The sequence below is a fragment of the Acinetobacter sp. YH12254 genome, assembly GCF_013417415.1.
Lineage (GTDB): Bacteria > Pseudomonadota > Gammaproteobacteria > Pseudomonadales > Moraxellaceae > Acinetobacter > Acinetobacter pseudolwoffii.
Window position 1 is genome coordinate 1 of sequence record NZ_VPEB01000017.1, and the last position, 17,277, is coordinate 17,277.

Genomic DNA, 17,277 nt, shown 5'->3' on the forward strand with positions numbered 1-17,277 from the left:
TGTGCTGGCGACAATAGCAAGAGTGAACCACCTGATCCCTTCCCGAACTCAGAAGTGAAACCTCTTTGCGCTGATGGTAGTGTGGGGTTACCCATGTGAGAGTAAGTCATCGCCAGCTCATTATTCCTAAACCACCCCCTTCTAACGAAGGGGGTGGTTTTTTATGTGCGGGGTTTTTAAGAACTTTTAATAAGCAATATTGAAACTACTAGAGCTTCTCAAACTTATTGAAGTGCTTAAATATATTTATATTTCAAAGCTGATCAAAACTTTCTTAGGAGGGTTGTTCTTATAGCAGTGATAGGAGATCTTGAATCTTGGGCTTGCTTTAAAATAATTGATAGGCCGATCTTATAAATCTTGGCAAATAAAAAAACCAGCAAAATGCTGGTTTTTTTATTGCAGTTCATTTTAACCAAATACGCGCATTACGGCTGCGATTAATACCCAAAGAATTGCAATGGCGATGATGGGTTCAACAATCTTTGCCCATTTTGGGGTTTCTACAAGAACGACGTCTTCAACATCTTGATGCTGATGATTCTGGCTTACCATTTGATTAAACTCCTTCATTGATGCCTCCAATGATAGCTCTTCTTGTACAATTGGTTTAGAGCCTTTGAGTTCTGTTAGGTTGTTTGTTGTCCAAACCCAATCATCTGCTTGACCGGATAAATGTTCAATCTGGCCGGTGAGTAGTTCTTGAATGCTGTTGATATTGTGATTGCCGGTATCATGTAACTGTTTTAATTCGGTGAGCTGTAAATGGAAAATTTCCGAGGTGCTTTGTTCTAGTTGGTTTCGATCCAGAGTGGACTGGTTTTCCGAATGGGTGGCCAGGTGGCGCACGACTTCCAGTATATATAATTCATCAGGATGATTAATTTCGTTATAAATTTTTTGTGGATTGTTGCGCCACTCGGTAATCAGTTTGCCTAAAGTTAAGGCATTAATTTCAGTTATATATTTTCGTCTTTCTTCTTTCGTATGGTCTTTTAGAAGCTCAGGCTTTTGAGTTTCTATCTGTTCAACAAAATATTGTACTAAATCAAAAGCCATTCACTTGCTCCATTATTTTTTAATCTAATAACCTTAAAGTTGGTTTTTTCTTTGGCTGTTCAGGTTTTTCTTCAGTGCTTGATTTTAAAGCATCTTCATCGGTTTGTGTATGTTCATATTCACTTGGATCAAAGAATAAACCTTGGCCGTTTTCACGTGCGTAAATACCGAGTACGGCTGCCATAGGGACATAGATATCACGAGAGACACCACCAAAGCGAGCAGAGAAGCTAATTGCATCATTGCTCATATGTAGCGCATGTACCGCATGAGGCACAATATTCAGCACAATCTGCCCATCTTTAATAAACTGCTCAGGAACCATGGTATTTGGACGTGTCGCATCGACCAGCAAGTAGGGCGTCATATTGTTATCGCAAACCCACTCATAGATTGCGCGTGCCATATAGGGACGAGTAGGGCTAAGGTTGAATTCTTGTTCGGACATGATGTTTCTCTACAGGTTCTTGATTTGTGCTGAATAACGGTTTTTTTCCTGCAATGTCATAGATTTTGCAAAGGCAGGACGACTGAAAATTCGCTGGCAATATAAATAAAATGGACGGCATTGCTGCTGCGGTAATTCTATGCCCATCTGTTTCAGGCGGATAAAAATTGGCGCCAACATGCAATCCAGAATACTGAATTGTTCAGACATAAAATAGGGAAAATGCTGGAATAGTGGCATCAATGAGGTCAGGATATCTTGTAACTGCTTCTGTGCCTGGTTTTTGGCTTTTTTATCTAGGGTGTCTGGATGACGTAACATGATATCGGCCAGTTGTAGCCAGTCATTTTCAAAGCGCCAGATGTATTGACGTTGCTCCGCGCGCGGCATCGGCGCATCGGCATACAGTTTATTCTGACGATAGCGATCATCTACATATTCAGAAATAATTGAAGTATTGAATAATTTGAGTTCATTTTCGATCAGCATCGGCAACTGATTATAAGGATTGAGACTGGCCAGATCCTCGTCATCTGTATCTACCAGAATCAGGTTGTATTTAATTTGCTTCTCGGCAAGCACATAGCGAATCCAATGGGAACGGAAGTCATCGGCATGACTATATAAGGTAATTCCTTGAAGAGGCGCGCTTTCGACTGACATAAATCCTGATGAAGTTCTAATGAATAGACTAGGATACTAAAATTCAACCTAAAAAGCACCAAGCATCAAAGATCAATCGGCTTGAGCCAAGGTAGATTATAAGAAAAATATCTGGAGAAAAACAGCATGCTTATTAAACTGCTCATCATCCTGCTATTTATTGTTATTGGTGTGGCAAATTATTATCTGAGTAAATCATTCTGGTGTCATGACGGGGGCTGGGGAAAAGATATACATGAACAATAACCGCAAAAATATCCTTCAATATTGAAAATGAATACTTATAAAAAAAGCCTTGGAATAATCCAAGGCTTTTTGTCCGGTTCGGTAAACGAATTAACGTTTAGAGAACTGAGGACGTTTACGAGCTTTACGTAAACCAAGTTTCTTACGTTCAACTTCACGAGCATCACGAGTAACGAAACCAGCTTGACGAAGAGCAGGTTTTAAAGTCTCGTCAGAAGCGATCAATGCACGAGTAATACCGTGACGGATTGCGCCTGCTTGACCACCGATACCACCACCAGCAACAGTGATGTAAAGGTCATATTTCTCAGTTGCTTCAAGCAGCTCAAGAGGTTGGTTAACCACCATACGAGCAGTTTCACGACCGAAATACTGTTCAAGAGTACGGTTGTTAATTACGAGTTTACCAGTACCAGCTGATAGGAAAACACGTGCAGTTGCGGTCTTACGGCGACCTGTACCATAATTAGTAGCCATGTGCTGTTATCCCTTAGATGTCCAAAACTTGTGGCTGTTGAGCAGCGTGTGGATGCTCAGTACCTGCATACACTTTCATTTTCTTGATCATTGCATAACCAAGAGGACCTTTAGGTAACATACCTTTAACAGCTTTTTCTAGAACTGCTTCTGGTTTGTGAGCGATTAACTTTTCAAAGTTAGTCTCACGGATACCACCAGGGAAACCAGTGTGGCGATAGTATTTCTTATCTTGTGACTTTTTACCAGTCACAGTGATTTCTTCAGCATTGATTACAACGATATAATCGCCAGTGTCAACGTGAGGAGTATAAGAAGTCTTGTGCTTACCGCGTAAACGACGAGCGATTTCAGTCGCAAGGCGACCTAAAGTTTTGCCAGAAGCATCAACAACGTACCAGTCGTGTTGAACCTCAGCTGGCTTAGCGCTGAGAGTTTTCATTAAACCACTACCTATTATAGTTGGTTTGGACTATGGAATCTGTCCAAACTAAAGGAGACGCGATTCTAAACGAATACGTGAAGAATCACAAATGAAAATTGAAATTTCAAGCGCTGTATTTTATCTAATCTCCTGAAATAAGGAAAGGCATAAACCTGAATATCTCGCAAAAACGATGACTATATTTGTAACCATCCTTTCAATCGTATCAAAATATTGATTTATAAGGACGCTTTGCAATGATCGCTGCAGCCTGGATATGATCGGGTTATAATATTTCTCAGCTTTGCCAAATTGAGAAGATGATGCTGCCTTTATATGTCACCAGCGGAGAACCTGCCGGAATTGGTCCTGATATTTGCCTGAGTCTGGCAGAACGTGTGGATGAACGTCCGATTATAGTATTGGCCGATCTGAATATGCTGAAAGCCCGTGCAGATCAATTGAAATTGTCTGTGGCGTTGATTGAATATACCGGACAGGACGCATCTTCAAAAAAAGGTCAGCTGTATGTTGAACATGTGCCACTCAATCGGCCTGTGGTATTAGGTGAATTGAACCCGAACAATGCCGCTTATGTATTAGAACAACTGCGACGATCTGCGGACTATGCCATGTCAGCTAAAAGTGTCGGCGTGGCAACTGCACCGGTGCAAAAGTCTGTGATGAATGAAGCTGGCATCCATTTCAGCGGTCATACCGAATATTATCAAGAATTTGCAGGCGTTGAGCGGGTGGTGATGATGCTGGCGACCAAGACTTTACGTGTGGCTTTGGCAACGACGCATCTTCCTTTACGTGCCGTTGCCGATGCGATTAGCAAAGAGCGTTTGCATCAAGTCATCGATATTCTGATTCACGATCTGAAATCCAAATTTAAGATTGAACATCCACATATTTTGGTCTGCGGTCTCAATCCGCATGCAGGCGAGGGTGGCTATTTGGGTATGGAAGAAATTGAAGTGATTAATCCGGTACTTGAAAGCTACCGTGCTCAAGGCATCAATATGAGTTTAAGCTTGCCCGCAGATACTTTATTTACCCCGGAAAACTTAAAAGATGCCGATGCGGTTCTGGCGATGTATCACGATCAGGGCTTACCTGTGTTAAAATCACAGGGCTTTGGTGAAGCCATTAATATTACCCTCGGCTTACCCTTTATTCGTACATCTGTAGATCATGGCACAGCACTCTCCCTTGCGGGTACGGGACTTGCGAAAAGTTCCAGCCTGCACGTTGCTGTCGATTTAGCCCTCGATCTGGCGCGCCACTGATTATTGTTCATCACTCACGTTGGAAATGTTTTTATGTATCAAATTAATGCCTTAAACCCAAAAGAAGAAGGGCATCAGGCTCGAAAACGATTTGGTCAAAACTTCTTACATGACCAACGTGTCATTGCCAAAATTGTACGCTCAGTCAACCCACGTCCAGGTCAGAACATTCTGGAAATTGGGCCGGGTCTGGCCGCATTGACCTCACCTTTGATTGGTGAATGTGATGCATTGACTGTGGTCGAACTTGACCGTGATTTGGCTGCGGGCCTGCCGGGTCGTGTACCACATCCAGAACGTTTAACCATTATTGAAGCCGATGCACTGCGCTTTGATTATTCAACATTATTTGAAGAAGGCCGTCCGCTGCGCGTGGTTGGTAACTTGCCCTATAATATTTCTACTCCCCTGCTTTTTCATCTTTTGGAATTTGGTGGCAAAGTGCAGGACATGCACTTCATGCTGCAAAAAGAAGTGGTTGATCGGATTACCGCATTACCAAATACTAAGGAATATGGCCGTTTGTCAGTCATGATCCAGTATTTCTGCAAACCGACTTTCCTGTTTGAAGTACCACCGGGATCTTTCAATCCGCCACCAAAAGTAACCTCGGCGGTATTTCGTTTAGAGCCTTATGCAGACAAGCCGATTGTGGCCAAAAATGAAAAAGCGCTGGCACGTCTGGTATCTCATGTCTTTACCCAGCGTCGTAAAACCTTGCGCAATAGCTTAAAAGGCATGCTGGTTGAAGATGGTTTTGAAAAAGCGGGTGTTGACCCGATGGCACGTCCAGAAACTCTGACCCTTGAACAGTTTGTTGCACTTTCAGATCAAATGGTGGCTTAAATAACGATGAACCGCACTGTTCGATATAATTATGTAATTGGCGATGTGCAAGGCTGTTTTGAGGCCTTGAAAGCTCTGCTCAAAGAAATCCGCTTCGATGCAGATCAGGACTTTATCTGGTTTGCTGGAGACTTGGTGGCACGAGGTGAAAACTCAATTGCTGCACTGCGGTTTATCAAGAAGCTGGCCGAACAGGGATCGGCTGCAACAGTCTTGGGTAATCATGATTTGACTTTATTGGCCTATGCCCGCGGCATCAAGCCGATTAAAGAAAAAGACAATGTTCGTGATGTGATTGATGCCATCGACAGCGATGACCTGATTGACTGGCTGCGTAAACAGCCGCTGTGTCTATTTCCAAATGAGCAGACTATTCTGACCCATGCAGGGATTCCGAATATCTGGAATGCAGAAAAAACTGCTCAATTGGCACAAGAAGTTGAAGCCATCATTTCTAATGATGACTTCGATGTGCTGGATGATTTTTTGAAAGAGATGTTTGGGAAAGAACCCGCACTGTGGTCAGACCAGCTAAAGGGCCATGAGCGTATTCGCTGTATCGTGAATTATTTGACCCGGATGCGTCTCACTGATGCAGAGGGGCGTCTGGAATACAGCTTTAAAGATGCGCTAGATGATCCAATGCCGGAAGGCTTTAAACCCTGGTTTGAATTTGAGTCATTAGCAGCGCAAAGCCATCAGATTCTGTTTGGTCACTGGGCTGCCTTAAATGGTAAAACTATTTCGGACCGAATTCAAAATGTCGATGGTGGCTGTGTCTGGGGCAATCAACTCATGGCATTCCGTCTGGAAGATCAGCAGATGTTCGCGGTTGATAATCCGGTGATCTAAGTAAATCCAATAAAAAAAGCCACGTGATCACGTGGCTTTTTTTAAACTATCTATTAGTCTGCACGTATCCAGGTCTGGTTACGTCCAAGCACTGAAACACCTACACTGGCGCGCAGGGTTAAACGTTTGCCAGTGTTGTTTAAACGCATTTTTGCGTCATAAATTTTACCTGCCAAAGGATCAATCACTTTACCTTTTTCATAGTTATTGGTGCCTTTAACATGTTTTAAGCCCTTGATAATTGTCATACCTAAAATGGGCTGATTGGTATAGGGAGCAGGGCAGGCATTACATTTTTCACGTGGTGTATAGCCCGGACGCGGGGTAACTTTCACAATTTTAGCAGAGTAAGTGTCGTTAGGCTCTTGGCTAATTACGATAATCGCTTTGGCAGCTCCCGTTTTATCATCAATTTGTTGCCAAGTTCCAGTAATATCTTCCGCCCAAAGGGTCATGCTAAACCCTGTGGTCAATGCGGCAAGTAATATTTTTTTTAACATAGAGAGTCATTCCAGAGAGTTTTTTGTCATCGCGCCCTCATGTTAGGAATTATGATTAAATAGTCAATAATTATCTGAATACTATAGAGTTAATGTACTAAAAAAAGCTGACAAGTTGGCAGCTTTTATTAATATTGAGAATTGGATACTAATCCTGACGAATCCAGGTCTGGCTGCGGCCTAAAGCAGAAACGCCGACATAACCACGCAAGGTTAAACGTTTACCATTGGCATTCAGACGTACTCTGGCATCGTAAATTTTACCCGCCAACGGGTCGATCACACGGCCTTTTTCATAGTTATTGGTGCCTTCCACATGTTTTAAGCCAGTCAGTACATCCATGCCCAGAATAGGTTGATTGGTATAGGGAGCAGGACATTTATTACAGGTTTTCTGTGGGGTATAGCCCGGACGTGGCGTAACTTTGATAATTTTTCCGGCAAACGTACCGTTATCATTTTGGCGAATTTCAATCACTGCTTTTGGTGAACCGGTTTTGTCATCAATTTGTTGCCAGGTGCCTGTTAAGTCCTGTGCATACGCAGTGCCAGTCATCATGGCAGCGATGAATATTAATCCTAATTTAGATTGTTTCATTATATTTATCCTTTTTTTTATAGATGAAATAAAATATCTCCAACACAAATGTGCTGCTTTATTAATCCTGGCGAATCCAGGTTTGTGTACGGCCGATGGCAGATATCCCAATGTATCCACGTAGAGTCAGTCGTTTCCCATTGGCAGAAATCCGCCCTTTTAAATCATAAATTTTGCCAGTTAAAGGGTCGAGTATTTGACCATGTCCATAGTTATTCTTGCTGGTTGGTTTCAGCCCTTTAATGATCTCTAGTCCTAAAATCGGTTTGTCTGTATATGGGGGTGGGCACTTTATACATTTTTCCCGTGGCGTATAGCCTGGTCGCGGTGTAACTTTGTGAATGTTCCCAGTATAAGAACCATCTGCCTGAGTTTTCATTTCAATCAGTGCTTTAGGTGAGCCGGTTTTATCGTCAATCTGTTGCCAGAAACCCGATAACTCCTGCGCAAATGCCATGGAGCAGGTGACTATAGAGGCTGTAAATACACCTAAAATTGCAATTTTCTGCATACGATATCCTTATGACAACGCATCAAATTCCATTTGATACATATTATGTAAATTCTACTTATTATACTTTCATAATCCATGAGAAAAGCATATGTTCAATATTCATACAACTTAATGTATGAAAATGCAAGCTTCTCTCTGCTAAATTTTAAACTCATCACATTTTATTCAATAGAGTATGAATTAATCCTGTTTAATCCAGGTCTGGCTGCGACCCAGGGCCGAAACGCCTACATAGCCGCGTAAAGTCAGACGTTTACCATTACTGCTTAATTTTGCCTTGGTGCTATACACATTCCCGGATAATGGATCGAGTAGTTTGCCTTGAGCAAAGTTATTATTGCCGGTGTGCTTCAGGCCTGTCAGTACATCCAGTCCAAGAATCGGTTTATTGGTATAAGGTGCAGGACAAGAGACACAATTTTCTTTTGGGGTATAGCCCGGGCGCGGCGTGATTTTGGTAATTTTGGCCGTATAAGTGCCTGTAGCTGTTTCGCGAATTTCCAGGAATGCTTTAGGTGAACCGGTTTTATCATCGATATTGCGCCATGTCCCTGACAGATCCGAAGCTAAGGCCAGATGGCTGAAAGAGGTTAAAAGTAAAGCCGAGAATAATTGAACCTTTTTCATATTTCTGTTCCTTGAATAAAATTGTTTTATGTTTGTATATTAGGAACGATTAAAGCACAAAACAAACAATTAAAATGATTCACTAGTCACATTTTTTGCAAATAAAGTATAAAAGTAGGCAGCCAGATGGCAGTAAACACCGCATTGACTGCCATACCGAAAGCGGCATAACGTCCTGCAACACTGCCACGCTGCCAGGCCTGAGCTGTACCAATCGCATGTGCTGCCAATCCTAAGGCCAGTCCGGAAGCACGTTCATCATTGATATGCCGCAGGATAAACGGTGAAAATGCTGCGCCAATCACTCCGGAAAGAATCACAATCAGAATCACCATACTGATTGGAGCATCCAGCAAGGTGGCGATATTAATCGCAATGGGTGTCGTCACCGCCCGAGTCGCGAAAGCCATAATATCTGCGGAAGACATATGCAGCAGATATGCAAGTCCCATTGGTAGGGCGACAGCACTGATACTGGCAAAAACCAAGATACCGATAATCGCTTTTAGTGGTAAGTCATCATAGCGCATTGCAGCCAGTGGAATGGCCAGGGCGACGGTCACATAGCCAAGTAAATGATTGAAGAGCGGATTCACTTGATCCATGTAATTTTGATAAGGAATCCCGAGCACAAATAAAATTGCAAGCACAAAGAACATGCTAAATACGATGACAGGAATTTGCGGGATGATCCGGTTACAGGGTTTGGCAATCAGATAGGCCATCAGCGTGACCGCAAAGCCATATAAAATAGATAACATGCGGTACTCCTATAACCAGCGCTTGGCCATTTTGGCGTAAATCCATAAAGGAATCAGGGTGCTGAAAAACATGATGAACAAAAATGCCGGAATTTTCTGGCCCATATGGACCAGCATCATCAGTGCACCTGCACTGACAGGCAGGAAAGCAAAGGCGCTTTCCTTCATCAGCTTGTTATTGGTGTCTACGAGACGAGCGGGAAGTTTACCGAAATAGCGCCAGGTAAAAAGGGCAATCAATAAGCTGAGTAACCCTACCAGATTGCCCAATTCAGGATGATCCAGCTGGGTCATGAGCCAGACGGATGCTTCCCGAAAGACAATAATAAGTAACAGGGTGCCGATCCATGCTGGCCAGTCTATTCGTTTTATCCAGTTCATTCGTATGATCAATTATTAAGTTTACTTATCAAGTTTTACTCGATCTTTGACCGGATTTCAAACGCTTCCAGTGGACGTTGAAACTGCTGTGCCTGTTTTCCCAAAATTTCATCTAAAGGTAAATGCGCCTGTTTAATCAGCTGCTCCAGTTTTTGTGCTGCAATCCGAATATGTAAATGCAGCTGACCTTCATCATCATAATGTTCTGACTGGATTACATTTAAACCATAAAGCTGGTTGCGCAGCTTGCCGTAGGCGGGTTTCAGAATCAGGTCAAAGGATTGCAATTGTCCCATCAGGGCTTCATGTACCGCTTTACGCAGCAGGTCGATCCCTTCGCCACTATGTGCTGAAACATAGACACGTTCTGGCTCACCCGGGCGTCGATAAATAATTTTGGCCTCATCGCCGCTACAGTCAATTTTATTGTAAACCTGCAGGATCGGAACATCGGCACCAATTTCTTTCAAGACTTTTTCAACCGCTTCAATCTGCTCCAGCATTTCTGGACTACTTGAATCGATGACATGCAGCAACAGGGTAGCTTCTACGGTTTCTTCCAGGGTCGCCTTAAAGGATTCAACCAGCGAGTGGGAAAGATTGCGAACAAAACCCACCGTATCTGCCAGTACCAGATTACCGATGCCATCCCATTCCAGACGTCTTAAAGTCGGGTCCAAGGTGGCAAAAAGCTGATCGGCTGCATAGACATCACTCTTGGCCAGCAGGTTAAACAGGGTCGATTTGCCGGCATTGGTATAACCGACCAAAGACACAGTTGGGACAGCTGCTTTTTGACGGGCAATACGACCTTGCATTCGGGTCTGGCGGACTTTATCAATTTTGGCTTTCAGTTGTCCCATGCGAATACGCAGTAAACGACGGTCAGTTTCAAGCAGGGTTTCACCCGGGCCACGCAAGCCAATGCCGCCTTTTTGGCTGTCGAGATTGCCACGGCTGCGAATTAAGCGGGATGATAAATGTTGCAGTTGTGCCAGTTCGACTTGCAGCTTGCCTTCATAGGTACGGGCACGCTGGGCGAAAATATCTAAAATCAGTTCGGTACGATCGACCACACGGCACTTGATGACCTGTTCCAGATTGCGGGCCTGGGCCGGTGTCAGGGCATGATCAACAATGACCAGATTGGCGTCCAGTTCTTCTACGCATTCGGCGATTTCTTCTGCTTTGCCTGACCCGATAAAAAATTTGGCATCCGGTTTGACGCGTTGAGCATGAATATGTTCCAGAATTTCGGCATCTGCAGATTGCGCCAGCAGATTAAACTCTTCAGCATCAAGGTCATCCAGCATTTGTACGCTGACACTCACCAGAATGACGCGTTCTTTCCCCCGATGTTGTTCTAAATATTCCACTCAGGCCAATCTCCACTTGAAAGCTTTAGTGTAGTTGAAAAAGAGCGAGGCAGATACTGAATTAGCGCGGCTTTGGTTTAAAGTGCGGTGACAAACAGTTGTGCAAGTGTTACCAGTACAGCGGCATAGATACAGGTACCACCCAAAATATATTTGAGCACTTGTAAAGGCTGAAGCTTTTCATTCGCAGGCTGGGTTTGATCTGGCATGGCAGCGATCCTTTTTAATCTAATATTCCGATGTTTTTATTTTAAATGATTTATTAATCCAATTAAAATTGAAGATATAGATCTTATTGGTCGGTTTTTATTATCAATGCATGTTGCGAATGAACAGTATAGAATGAGTTTAATTCGTGGATATTCCCTGTATCTAGCTTAGGATTTAGTGACGTTTTTATGAACCCAACTGTACAAGATCAAACATCTCACCGACATGGCTTGGCAAAATTCTGGCTTTATATGCGAAAAGTAACAGCTTCACTGGCTGTTATCAGTGAAGGGTTCTATTTGGTTTTCCGTCACGGTTTATACAAAAATCCGAACAATCCAACCAATACCCGTTATGTGCAACATTTTTGTCGACAGTTGTGCAAAGTATTCAACATAGAAGTCCAGGTGCACGGTGAAATTCCGCGCGAACCCGCTTTATGGGTGAGTAACCATGTGTCCTGGCTCGATATTGCAGTTTTAGGTTCAGGGGCACGCGTATTTTTTCTGGCCAAAGCAGAAATTGAAAACTGGCCAATTCTGGGTAAATTGGCCAAAGGTGGCGGCACTTTATTTATCAAACGTGGTTCTGGTGATTCGGTGCGTATCCGCGAACAGATTACCGGATTTTTAAAACAGAATATTCCCGTATTATTTTTTCCTGAAGCCACCACTTCAGATGGGCGAGCCATTAAAAAAGTACACGGCCGGATTTTGGGTGCTGCGATTGAGGCACAGCGTCCTGTGCAAATTTGCCTGATTTGTTATGTGAATCAGCAGGGCGACCTCGATGTGGTTGCGCCGTTTATCAATGACATCAGTTTTGCAGCCCATGTCAAAAAAGTACTGGAAATGCCACAAGTGATTGCACATTTAGTGGCTTTACCTGCAATCGCGACTGAGGGGCACACTGTTGAAAGCCTGACCCGTGTGGTACAGCAAACCATGCAGGCTGGCTTGGTGGAGTTGCAATCGCGTGTACTAGAAAAGACTTAATAAAAAACAACTGGATGAGAAATTTAGGCATTTGATATCTATTCTTGGGAATAGACGTGTATAGCCTCATCTTTGCTTTAAACATTTAAATGGCTTTGTGTTGGCAAAACTCTACTTTTGACAGACCCAAAGTAGGCAAAAGTCTTTATTAGCCATACACGACGTCCTGTCGTAATGGATAATGTGTGGCATCCTTGCCACACTCATATCTCTGAAACTTGGGGCAAATCCATGAGAAGCAGGCAGTGTTAAATAAGAGGCTATTTTAAATAGTTCAACTCAAGCTGTTTGTCACTTACATAAACCCTTCGATCGGCAACCAGGACACCAGTTTGAGCCCAGCTTTTTGGTACCATCTTATTCCGGGTTCTTTGGTGAAGGTTTTAACCTCTCCATTGGCTTTCTTGATTTTCCAGTTAATATTCTGGTTGGCATCCAGCACCAGTTTATAGGCATATTTACTTAAGTTCTGATCCATGGTTTGGTGCACTGCCTGTGCTAAAGAGGGACTATTCAGTAAGACACCAATTTCAGTGTTGAGATAGGCAGAACGTGGATCAAAGTTAAAAGAACCAATAAACACCTGTTTTTGATCGATTGCCATCAGCTTGGCATGCAGGCTGGAGCGGCTCAGACCTTTCAGGCTGACTTTGGCTTTTTTGGAAATTTCCGCTGTATTGGCATTGAGATGATCGGCATCTGGCGCTGCAAGGAACTCATATAGCTGCACATCATTTTCCAATAAATCCTGACGATATTTGGCATAAAAGGCATGTACAACGGCAACATCATTGGCTTTAAACGAATTGGTCAAGACACGGACCTCGATATTTTCATCCGCCAGTTTCTTTAAACGATCTGCGCCAATTTTTTCCGGAACAAAATAGGCAGAGACAATATCAACACTTTGTTCAGGTTTTTCCAGATGTTGTAATAACTGGAAGTTGAGATGTTCTTCGGCTTTGGCCTTGGCCTTGATTTTGCTTGGAGGATCTTTGACCACTTCGGCTTCGACCCAATCCAGTTGAATGTTTTGTTCCAGCCATTGGTCAAATGCTCTGGAACGATTGGCCAGATCCAGATAATTCTGTGTGGCCTGATCCTGACTGTGCTTTTCCAGTTGTTGTTTCAGGCTTGGAAAGCGTAAGCCATGATGGCGCGGATTGACAATCTGTTGCACCGGATAGGCATAATCATCATTCCAGTATTCATCGAAGGAATGAATGATTTCATCCGATGCTGCACCGACCAGCATCACATCGACATCGGAAAACTGATAAATTTCACTGACATTATAATATTGGTTACTCATATTGCGTCCACCAATCAGGGCAATCTGGTTGTCGGCAATAAAGCTTTTATTATGCATGCGGCGATTAATACGTTTTAAATCCAGCACCATGTCCATGGCACGATATTTTCGAAAACGGTAGGGATTATACAGTTTGACATCGATATTCTGATGCTGGTTTAAGGCCAGATAAATGCCTTCCATTTTCTTGGCATTATTGTCATCCATTAACAGACGCACTTTTACGCCACGATCTGCCGCCTGAATAATCGCATGCAGGGCAAGGGTGCCAATCCGGTCGTTGTCCCAAATATAATACTGTAGATCCAGACTACGCTCGGCCTTGTTAATCAGCTGGATACGCGCACCCAGTGCTTCGAGTGGGTCATAGAGCACACGATAACCGGTCAGGCCGATGTTCTGTTCACGTAAAGGTTCAACAATTTGCGCCAAACTGGTTTGTGAGGTATCTGTTTCAAATGCCATCTGGCTAGGCTGCTCAGTTTGCTTGGGCAAAGTACTGCATGCAGGAAGACCCAAGATCATGCTACAGCTCAGTAAAATTCCAGCTTTATAGCGGTAAATTGATGAAAAGCAGAAAAATTTTGAATGAGCTTGAACGTGGGGAGCAGTGGCCATATAAGTCGAAGAATGAAAAATTAGAATTGAGTATAATTGCCAGCTATGAAAAGATAAATATAAAGCCAGTAATCAGCTTCTCGACTCGACAAGGCAAATCTATGTGGGATACCAGTTCCGTACTTTTTTATTTTTATTTAGGCATGGCCATTCTGGCCATCTGGGCTGTGTACCAGGCATGGTCGAGTCAATCTCGTACCGAGACCATTCATCCATTTAAAGCATTTTGTCATTTGTTGGCTTTTTACCTGTCCTATTTACTGGTTCCACTGGTGTTCTTCAGTATTTATGCCGGATGGAGCGGTTATTATTCCTTGCATGAAGCTGTTTTTGTATTTTTGATCAGCGCCGTCTTGAGTTATGCACGCTTTATCGAGCCGCATTTAATTCAAGTGAAAACGACACAATATCAGATCAATGCGGATAAACGCTTAAAGCAACCCGTCCGGATTGCCCTGATTGCAGATTTACATATCGGTCTGTTTTCTGGTCATGAACGGCAGTTGCGACAAATTGTGCATAAGTTAAATCATGTTCAACCCGATTTGGTGGTGGTGGCCGGGGACTGGACTTATGAGCCGGAAAATAAACTGGCACAAGAACTGGCAGTTTTAAAAGAAATTCATGCCCCAGTCTATTCCGTCAATGGCAATCATGACGAGCAATATCCGGGACCACCGATTCAGGAACTGTTGCGTTATGCACTGCAAGTCAATCAGGTCATGGATATTGAAGGGCAAATTGTCGAATTTGATGAATTTCGGCTCTTGGGTGTGGGCGATCTCTGGGCGGGTAAAGCCGATATGCGCAGTCTGCCAGATTTACCTCAGGACAAGCCTTGGGTCATTTTGTCGCATAATCCCGATACGGTGGATATGATTCCCAAATTGCCGACACGTCCTCTCATGCTGGCTGGACATACCCACGGCGGACAGGTGGAATTGCCTTGGCTGACCGATTATGTCATGAAAAAAGTGTCAATTTTGGGGCATAAGAAGGGCATGTACCGTCATGAACATGCAGATGTGTTTGTCACGGTCGGCACCGGTTTGGTCGGCGTACCTTTTCGTTTTCGAGTGCCGCCCACTATCGATATTATTGAACTGATCTAAATGGAGATATTGTCCTGTTCAGCTTTAACTAATGATCCAGATCAGGATCAATAACAGCACTGCAATGGCTGCCAGAATCCAGATTTTATTTTCAATTTTTCGGGTTGGGACTTCTTCGCGTAATTGTCGTGCGGTAATTTCAGCTTCTGTGGGGGTATTCAGGCTCGGATGGGTCGGAATTTCAAGGGGAGGCGTTACCAGGTCAATCTCACCCGCATCATCACTAAAGCGCGGTCCTGTGCTTTCAGTTTTCATGACCACATCGTGCTCACGGACAATCTCTTCAATCACTTGCAGCGCCTGGATTTCATTCAAAGTCGTATGCTCGGTGATATAGCGAACGGCCTCTATTTTTTTATCATCTTCCAGCAAAATGATAATATTGACCAACTGTTTCTGGGTTAGGGATTCAATAAGCTCCTGCATTGCCTTGTCTCATTGTCTGGTTGAGTCCATTTGATTGTTGAGCAAATTTAACGAGATAAGTAGCAGAGTTTTGTTGTGAAATCATAAAAAAGCCAGCATCGAATGCTGGCTTTTAAATCAAACTAAGACTTTAAATTTGATTATTTACATCATCATTCTTGGTTTCACGAATCAACAGAAATGCAATCAGTGACAGGATTGATGCTGCGGTCAGGTAATAACCGACTGCAGACAGACCATAAGTCGTTGCCAGTTTGGTGGCAATCAGCGGAGCAAAGGATGCACCAAAGATGCCTGCCAGGTTAAAGGTCAATGCAGAACCGGTATAACGTACTGAAGTCGGGAAGATTTCAGACAATACAGTGCCGATTGGCCCATAGGTTAAGCCCATGATCGCCAGACCAATACACAAGAACAGGAATACCACCAGCGTGCTGCCAGATTCCAGCATATCTGCAAAGAAAACCCCGAAGATGGCAGAGATAACACAGACTGCAATCGAGGTGGTTTTACGGCCAAACTTCTCGGCCAATACTGCGGAAAGTGGAATAAAGGCAGCAAAACATAGGGTTGCAACCAACTGCAATTGCAGGAATTCTTCACGAGAATAACCTAACTGTTTAGTACCCCATTGCAATGCAAATACTGTGGTGAGGTAGAACACCACGAAGGTACAAATTGCAGCGATGGTGCCGAGTACCAGCATGCGAGAATGTTTTTTGAAGACTTGAACAAATGGAATGTTCACTTCTTTTTGTTTATCTAGCACCTTTTGGAATGCCGGGGTTTCATGCAATTTTAAACGAATCCATAAACCGACAATCACTAGCAAGGCACTTGAGATAAATGGAATACGCCAGCCCCAAGCCATAAAGTCAGCCTCAGACATGAAAGCGCCCAACGTCAGGAAAGAACCTGTTGCCAGAATAAAGCCGATTGGAGCACCCAGTTGCGGGAACATGCCATACCAGGCACGTTTACCTTCAGGTGCATTCTCGGTGGCAAGAAGTACTGCACCTGACCATTCACCACCCAGCCCCAAGCCCTGACCTAAACGACAGAGTGCAAGCAAGAGTGGTGCAGCAATCCCGATTTGCGCATAAGTGGGCAAAAGGCCAATCGCAACGGTGGAAATACCCATGGTCAGCAAGGCAGCGACCAATGTGGCTTTTCGCCCGATCCGGTCACCCAAATGACCAAAGAGTGCCGCACCAATCGGGCGGGCAATAAAGGCAATGGCGAAAGTGGCCAGCGACTGAATGGTGGCAGTCATCGGATCTGTACTTGCAGGGAAGAACAGATATGGAAAAATAATGACAGCAGCAGTGGCATAGATATAAAAATCGAAGAACTCGATTGTAGTACCGACCAAGCTCGCGGTTAAAACGCGAAATTTTGAATTTTGTGCTGACTGAGCAGCAGAATTAGACGACGCCATGAAGAACCTTACACTTACTAAAAATAAAAAAGCTTAGTTTTAAAAGCGTAATCTTTTTAAAAAAGGCGTAATTTTTTAAAAAAACAACTGCAATCTTCTCGC

General features: G+C 43.5%; 21 protein-coding genes and 1 rRNA gene. 6 read left to right on the plus strand and 16 right to left on the minus strand.

The features are described 5' to 3' along the window. Positions 1–3 precede the first annotated feature (3 nt). A 5S ribosomal RNA gene (gene rrf / locus FTV29_RS12305) occupies positions 4–118 on the plus strand. A gap of 293 nt (positions 119–411) precedes the next feature. Here rrf and FTV29_RS12310 read toward each other — a convergent pair. The 5 genes from FTV29_RS12310 to rplM form a co-directional block, all read right to left on the minus strand. After that, complete coding sequence (locus FTV29_RS12310; protein WP_180072703.1) at positions 412–1,059, minus strand: hypothetical protein; 648 nt, start codon at positions 1,057–1,059, stop codon at positions 412–414. A gap of 19 nt (positions 1,060–1,078) precedes the next feature. Then, entirely contained in the window at positions 1,079–1,507 is a 429-nt protein-coding gene (locus FTV29_RS12315) for a ClpXP protease specificity-enhancing factor (protein ID WP_005098047.1), read from the minus strand. 9 nt (positions 1,508–1,516) lie between these two features. Then, the gene (locus FTV29_RS12320; protein ID WP_005169445.1) at positions 1,517–2,170 is read right to left on the minus strand and encodes a glutathione S-transferase N-terminal domain-containing protein; all 654 of its coding nucleotides are present in this window, start codon (positions 2,168–2,170) and stop codon (positions 1,517–1,519) included. Between the two features lie 336 nt (positions 2,171–2,506). Further along, positions 2,507–2,893: a 30S ribosomal protein S9 gene (gene rpsI, locus FTV29_RS12325; RefSeq protein WP_005007735.1), complete on the minus strand. Its 387-nt coding sequence runs from the start codon at positions 2,891–2,893 to the stop codon at positions 2,507–2,509. Between the two features lie 13 nt (positions 2,894–2,906). Next, the gene (rplM, locus tag FTV29_RS12330; RefSeq protein WP_004281682.1) at positions 2,907–3,335 is read right to left on the minus strand and encodes a 50S ribosomal protein L13; all 429 of its coding nucleotides are present in this window, start codon (positions 3,333–3,335) and stop codon (positions 2,907–2,909) included. A gap of 305 nt (positions 3,336–3,640) precedes the next feature. Between rplM and pdxA the strand changes: the two genes are divergently transcribed. From pdxA to FTV29_RS12345, 3 genes are read left to right on the plus strand one after another with little or no spacing between them, the layout of a single operon-like run. After that, positions 3,641–4,609 (plus strand): 4-hydroxythreonine-4-phosphate dehydrogenase PdxA, encoded by a 969-nt coding sequence (gene pdxA / locus FTV29_RS12335; RefSeq protein ID WP_074383506.1) that lies wholly within the window; start codon positions 3,641–3,643, stop codon positions 4,607–4,609. Between the two features lie 33 nt (positions 4,610–4,642). Further along, positions 4,643–5,455 carry a 16S rRNA (adenine(1518)-N(6)/adenine(1519)-N(6))-dimethyltransferase RsmA gene (gene rsmA, locus FTV29_RS12340; RefSeq protein ID WP_005169455.1) on the plus strand — a complete coding sequence of 271 codons (813 nt, stop codon included), beginning with the start codon at positions 4,643–4,645 and terminating at the stop codon, positions 5,453–5,455. Positions 5,456–5,461: 6 nt separating this feature from the next. Next, positions 5,462–6,307, plus strand: a complete 846-nt coding sequence (locus FTV29_RS12345) for a symmetrical bis(5'-nucleosyl)-tetraphosphatase (RefSeq protein WP_005169457.1) — start codon at positions 5,462–5,464, stop codon at positions 6,305–6,307. A gap of 53 nt (positions 6,308–6,360) precedes the next feature. On the opposite strand, the gene FTV29_RS12350 is transcribed toward FTV29_RS12345, so the two are convergent. The 8 genes from FTV29_RS12350 to FTV29_RS15175 form a co-directional block, all read right to left on the minus strand. After that, complete coding sequence (locus FTV29_RS12350; RefSeq protein ID WP_005098035.1) at positions 6,361–6,807, minus strand: DUF2147 domain-containing protein; 447 nt, start codon at positions 6,805–6,807, stop codon at positions 6,361–6,363. A 148-nt stretch (positions 6,808–6,955) separates the two neighbouring features. Continuing rightward, complete coding sequence (locus FTV29_RS12355) at positions 6,956–7,405, minus strand: DUF2147 domain-containing protein (RefSeq protein WP_005098033.1); 450 nt, start codon at positions 7,403–7,405, stop codon at positions 6,956–6,958. Between the two features lie 61 nt (positions 7,406–7,466). Further along, positions 7,467–7,916, minus strand: coding sequence for a DUF2147 domain-containing protein (locus FTV29_RS12360; RefSeq protein ID WP_005098031.1), 450 nt, complete (start codon positions 7,914–7,916; stop codon positions 7,467–7,469). Positions 7,917–8,099: 183 nt separating this feature from the next. Then, positions 8,100–8,546, minus strand: a complete 447-nt coding sequence (locus FTV29_RS12365) for a DUF2147 domain-containing protein (RefSeq protein WP_005098029.1) — start codon at positions 8,544–8,546, stop codon at positions 8,100–8,102. An 86-nt stretch (positions 8,547–8,632) separates the two neighbouring features. Continuing rightward, complete coding sequence (locus FTV29_RS12370) at positions 8,633–9,307, minus strand: LrgB family protein (protein WP_005098028.1); 675 nt, start codon at positions 9,305–9,307, stop codon at positions 8,633–8,635. Between the two features lie 9 nt (positions 9,308–9,316). Beyond that, positions 9,317–9,688 carry a hypothetical protein gene (locus FTV29_RS12375; RefSeq protein WP_005098027.1) on the minus strand — a complete coding sequence of 124 codons (372 nt, stop codon included), beginning with the start codon at positions 9,686–9,688 and terminating at the stop codon, positions 9,317–9,319. A 35-nt stretch (positions 9,689–9,723) separates the two neighbouring features. Beyond that, positions 9,724–11,064, minus strand: a complete 1,341-nt coding sequence (hflX, locus tag FTV29_RS12380; protein WP_005169463.1) for a ribosome rescue GTPase HflX — start codon at positions 11,062–11,064, stop codon at positions 9,724–9,726. A gap of 77 nt (positions 11,065–11,141) precedes the next feature. Further along, positions 11,142–11,273: a hypothetical protein gene (locus FTV29_RS15175; protein ID WP_005098021.1), complete on the minus strand. Its 132-nt coding sequence runs from the start codon at positions 11,271–11,273 to the stop codon at positions 11,142–11,144. Between the two features lie 189 nt (positions 11,274–11,462). Here FTV29_RS15175 and FTV29_RS12385 point away from each other — a divergent pair, with 189 nt between their 5' ends. Beyond that, on the plus strand, positions 11,463–12,269 hold the full coding sequence (locus FTV29_RS12385) for a 1-acyl-sn-glycerol-3-phosphate acyltransferase (protein WP_005169470.1): 807 nt from the start codon (positions 11,463–11,465) through the stop codon (positions 12,267–12,269). Positions 12,270–12,564: 295 nt separating this feature from the next. Here the strand turns inward: FTV29_RS12385 and FTV29_RS12390 are convergent, their stop codons facing one another. Next, positions 12,565–14,199 carry a phospholipase D family protein gene (locus tag FTV29_RS12390; RefSeq protein WP_180075563.1) on the minus strand — a complete coding sequence of 545 codons (1,635 nt, stop codon included), beginning with the start codon at positions 14,197–14,199 and terminating at the stop codon, positions 12,565–12,567. A 101-nt stretch (positions 14,200–14,300) separates the two neighbouring features. Between FTV29_RS12390 and FTV29_RS12395 the strand changes: the two genes are divergently transcribed. Next, positions 14,301–15,311 (plus strand): metallophosphoesterase, encoded by a 1,011-nt coding sequence (locus FTV29_RS12395; RefSeq protein ID WP_074383501.1) that lies wholly within the window; start codon positions 14,301–14,303, stop codon positions 15,309–15,311. 24 nt (positions 15,312–15,335) lie between these two features. On the opposite strand, the gene FTV29_RS12400 is transcribed toward FTV29_RS12395, so the two are convergent. Beyond that, complete coding sequence (locus tag FTV29_RS12400; protein WP_180040192.1) at positions 15,336–15,737, minus strand: hypothetical protein; 402 nt, start codon at positions 15,735–15,737, stop codon at positions 15,336–15,338. A 130-nt stretch (positions 15,738–15,867) separates the two neighbouring features. After that, entirely contained in the window at positions 15,868–17,175 is a 1,308-nt protein-coding gene (locus FTV29_RS12405) for an MFS transporter (RefSeq protein ID WP_100329180.1), read from the minus strand. Positions 17,176–17,277: the final 102 nt, after the last annotated feature.

Bases quoted from the DNA above. Each gene is read 5' to 3' on its own strand.
- FTV29_RS12310 (WP_180072703.1), bottom strand. From the start codon at position 1,059: ATGGCTTTTGATTTAGTACAATATTTTGTTGAACAGATAGAAACTCAA.
- FTV29_RS12315 (WP_005098047.1), bottom strand. From the start codon at position 1,507: ATGTCCGAACAAGAATTCAACCTTAGCCCTACTCGTCCCTATATGGCA.
- FTV29_RS12320 (WP_005169445.1), bottom strand. From the start codon at position 2,170: ATGTCAGTCGAAAGCGCGCCTCTTCAAGGAATTACCTTATATAGTCAT.
- rpsI (WP_005007735.1), bottom strand. From the start codon at position 2,893: ATGGCTACTAATTATGGTACAGGTCGCCGTAAGACCGCAACTGCACGT.
- rplM (WP_004281682.1), bottom strand. From the start codon at position 3,335: ATGAAAACTCTCAGCGCTAAGCCAGCTGAGGTTCAACACGACTGGTAC.
- pdxA (WP_074383506.1), top strand. From the start codon at position 3,641: ATGCTGCCTTTATATGTCACCAGCGGAGAACCTGCCGGAATTGGTCCT.
- rsmA (WP_005169455.1), top strand. From the start codon at position 4,643: ATGTATCAAATTAATGCCTTAAACCCAAAAGAAGAAGGGCATCAGGCT.
- FTV29_RS12345 (WP_005169457.1), top strand. From the start codon at position 5,462: ATGAACCGCACTGTTCGATATAATTATGTAATTGGCGATGTGCAAGGC.
- FTV29_RS12350 (WP_005098035.1), bottom strand. From the start codon at position 6,807: ATGTTAAAAAAAATATTACTTGCCGCATTGACCACAGGGTTTAGCATG.
- FTV29_RS12355 (WP_005098033.1), bottom strand. From the start codon at position 7,405: ATGAAACAATCTAAATTAGGATTAATATTCATCGCTGCCATGATGACT.
- FTV29_RS12360 (WP_005098031.1), bottom strand. From the start codon at position 7,916: ATGCAGAAAATTGCAATTTTAGGTGTATTTACAGCCTCTATAGTCACC.
- FTV29_RS12365 (WP_005098029.1), bottom strand. From the start codon at position 8,546: ATGAAAAAGGTTCAATTATTCTCGGCTTTACTTTTAACCTCTTTCAGC.
- FTV29_RS12370 (WP_005098028.1), bottom strand. From the start codon at position 9,307: ATGTTATCTATTTTATATGGCTTTGCGGTCACGCTGATGGCCTATCTG.
- FTV29_RS12375 (WP_005098027.1), bottom strand. From the start codon at position 9,688: ATGAACTGGATAAAACGAATAGACTGGCCAGCATGGATCGGCACCCTG.
- FTV29_RS15175 (WP_005098021.1), bottom strand. From the start codon at position 11,273: ATGCCAGATCAAACCCAGCCTGCGAATGAAAAGCTTCAGCCTTTACAA.
- FTV29_RS12385 (WP_005169470.1), top strand. From the start codon at position 11,463: ATGAACCCAACTGTACAAGATCAAACATCTCACCGACATGGCTTGGCA.
- FTV29_RS12390 (WP_180075563.1), bottom strand. From the start codon at position 14,199: ATGGCCACTGCTCCCCACGTTCAAGCTCATTCAAAATTTTTCTGCTTT.
- FTV29_RS12395 (WP_074383501.1), top strand. From the start codon at position 14,301: ATGTGGGATACCAGTTCCGTACTTTTTTATTTTTATTTAGGCATGGCC.
- FTV29_RS12400 (WP_180040192.1), bottom strand. From the start codon at position 15,737: ATGCAGGAGCTTATTGAATCCCTAACCCAGAAACAGTTGGTCAATATT.
- FTV29_RS12405 (WP_100329180.1), bottom strand. From the start codon at position 17,175: ATGGCGTCGTCTAATTCTGCTGCTCAGTCAGCACAAAATTCAAAATTT.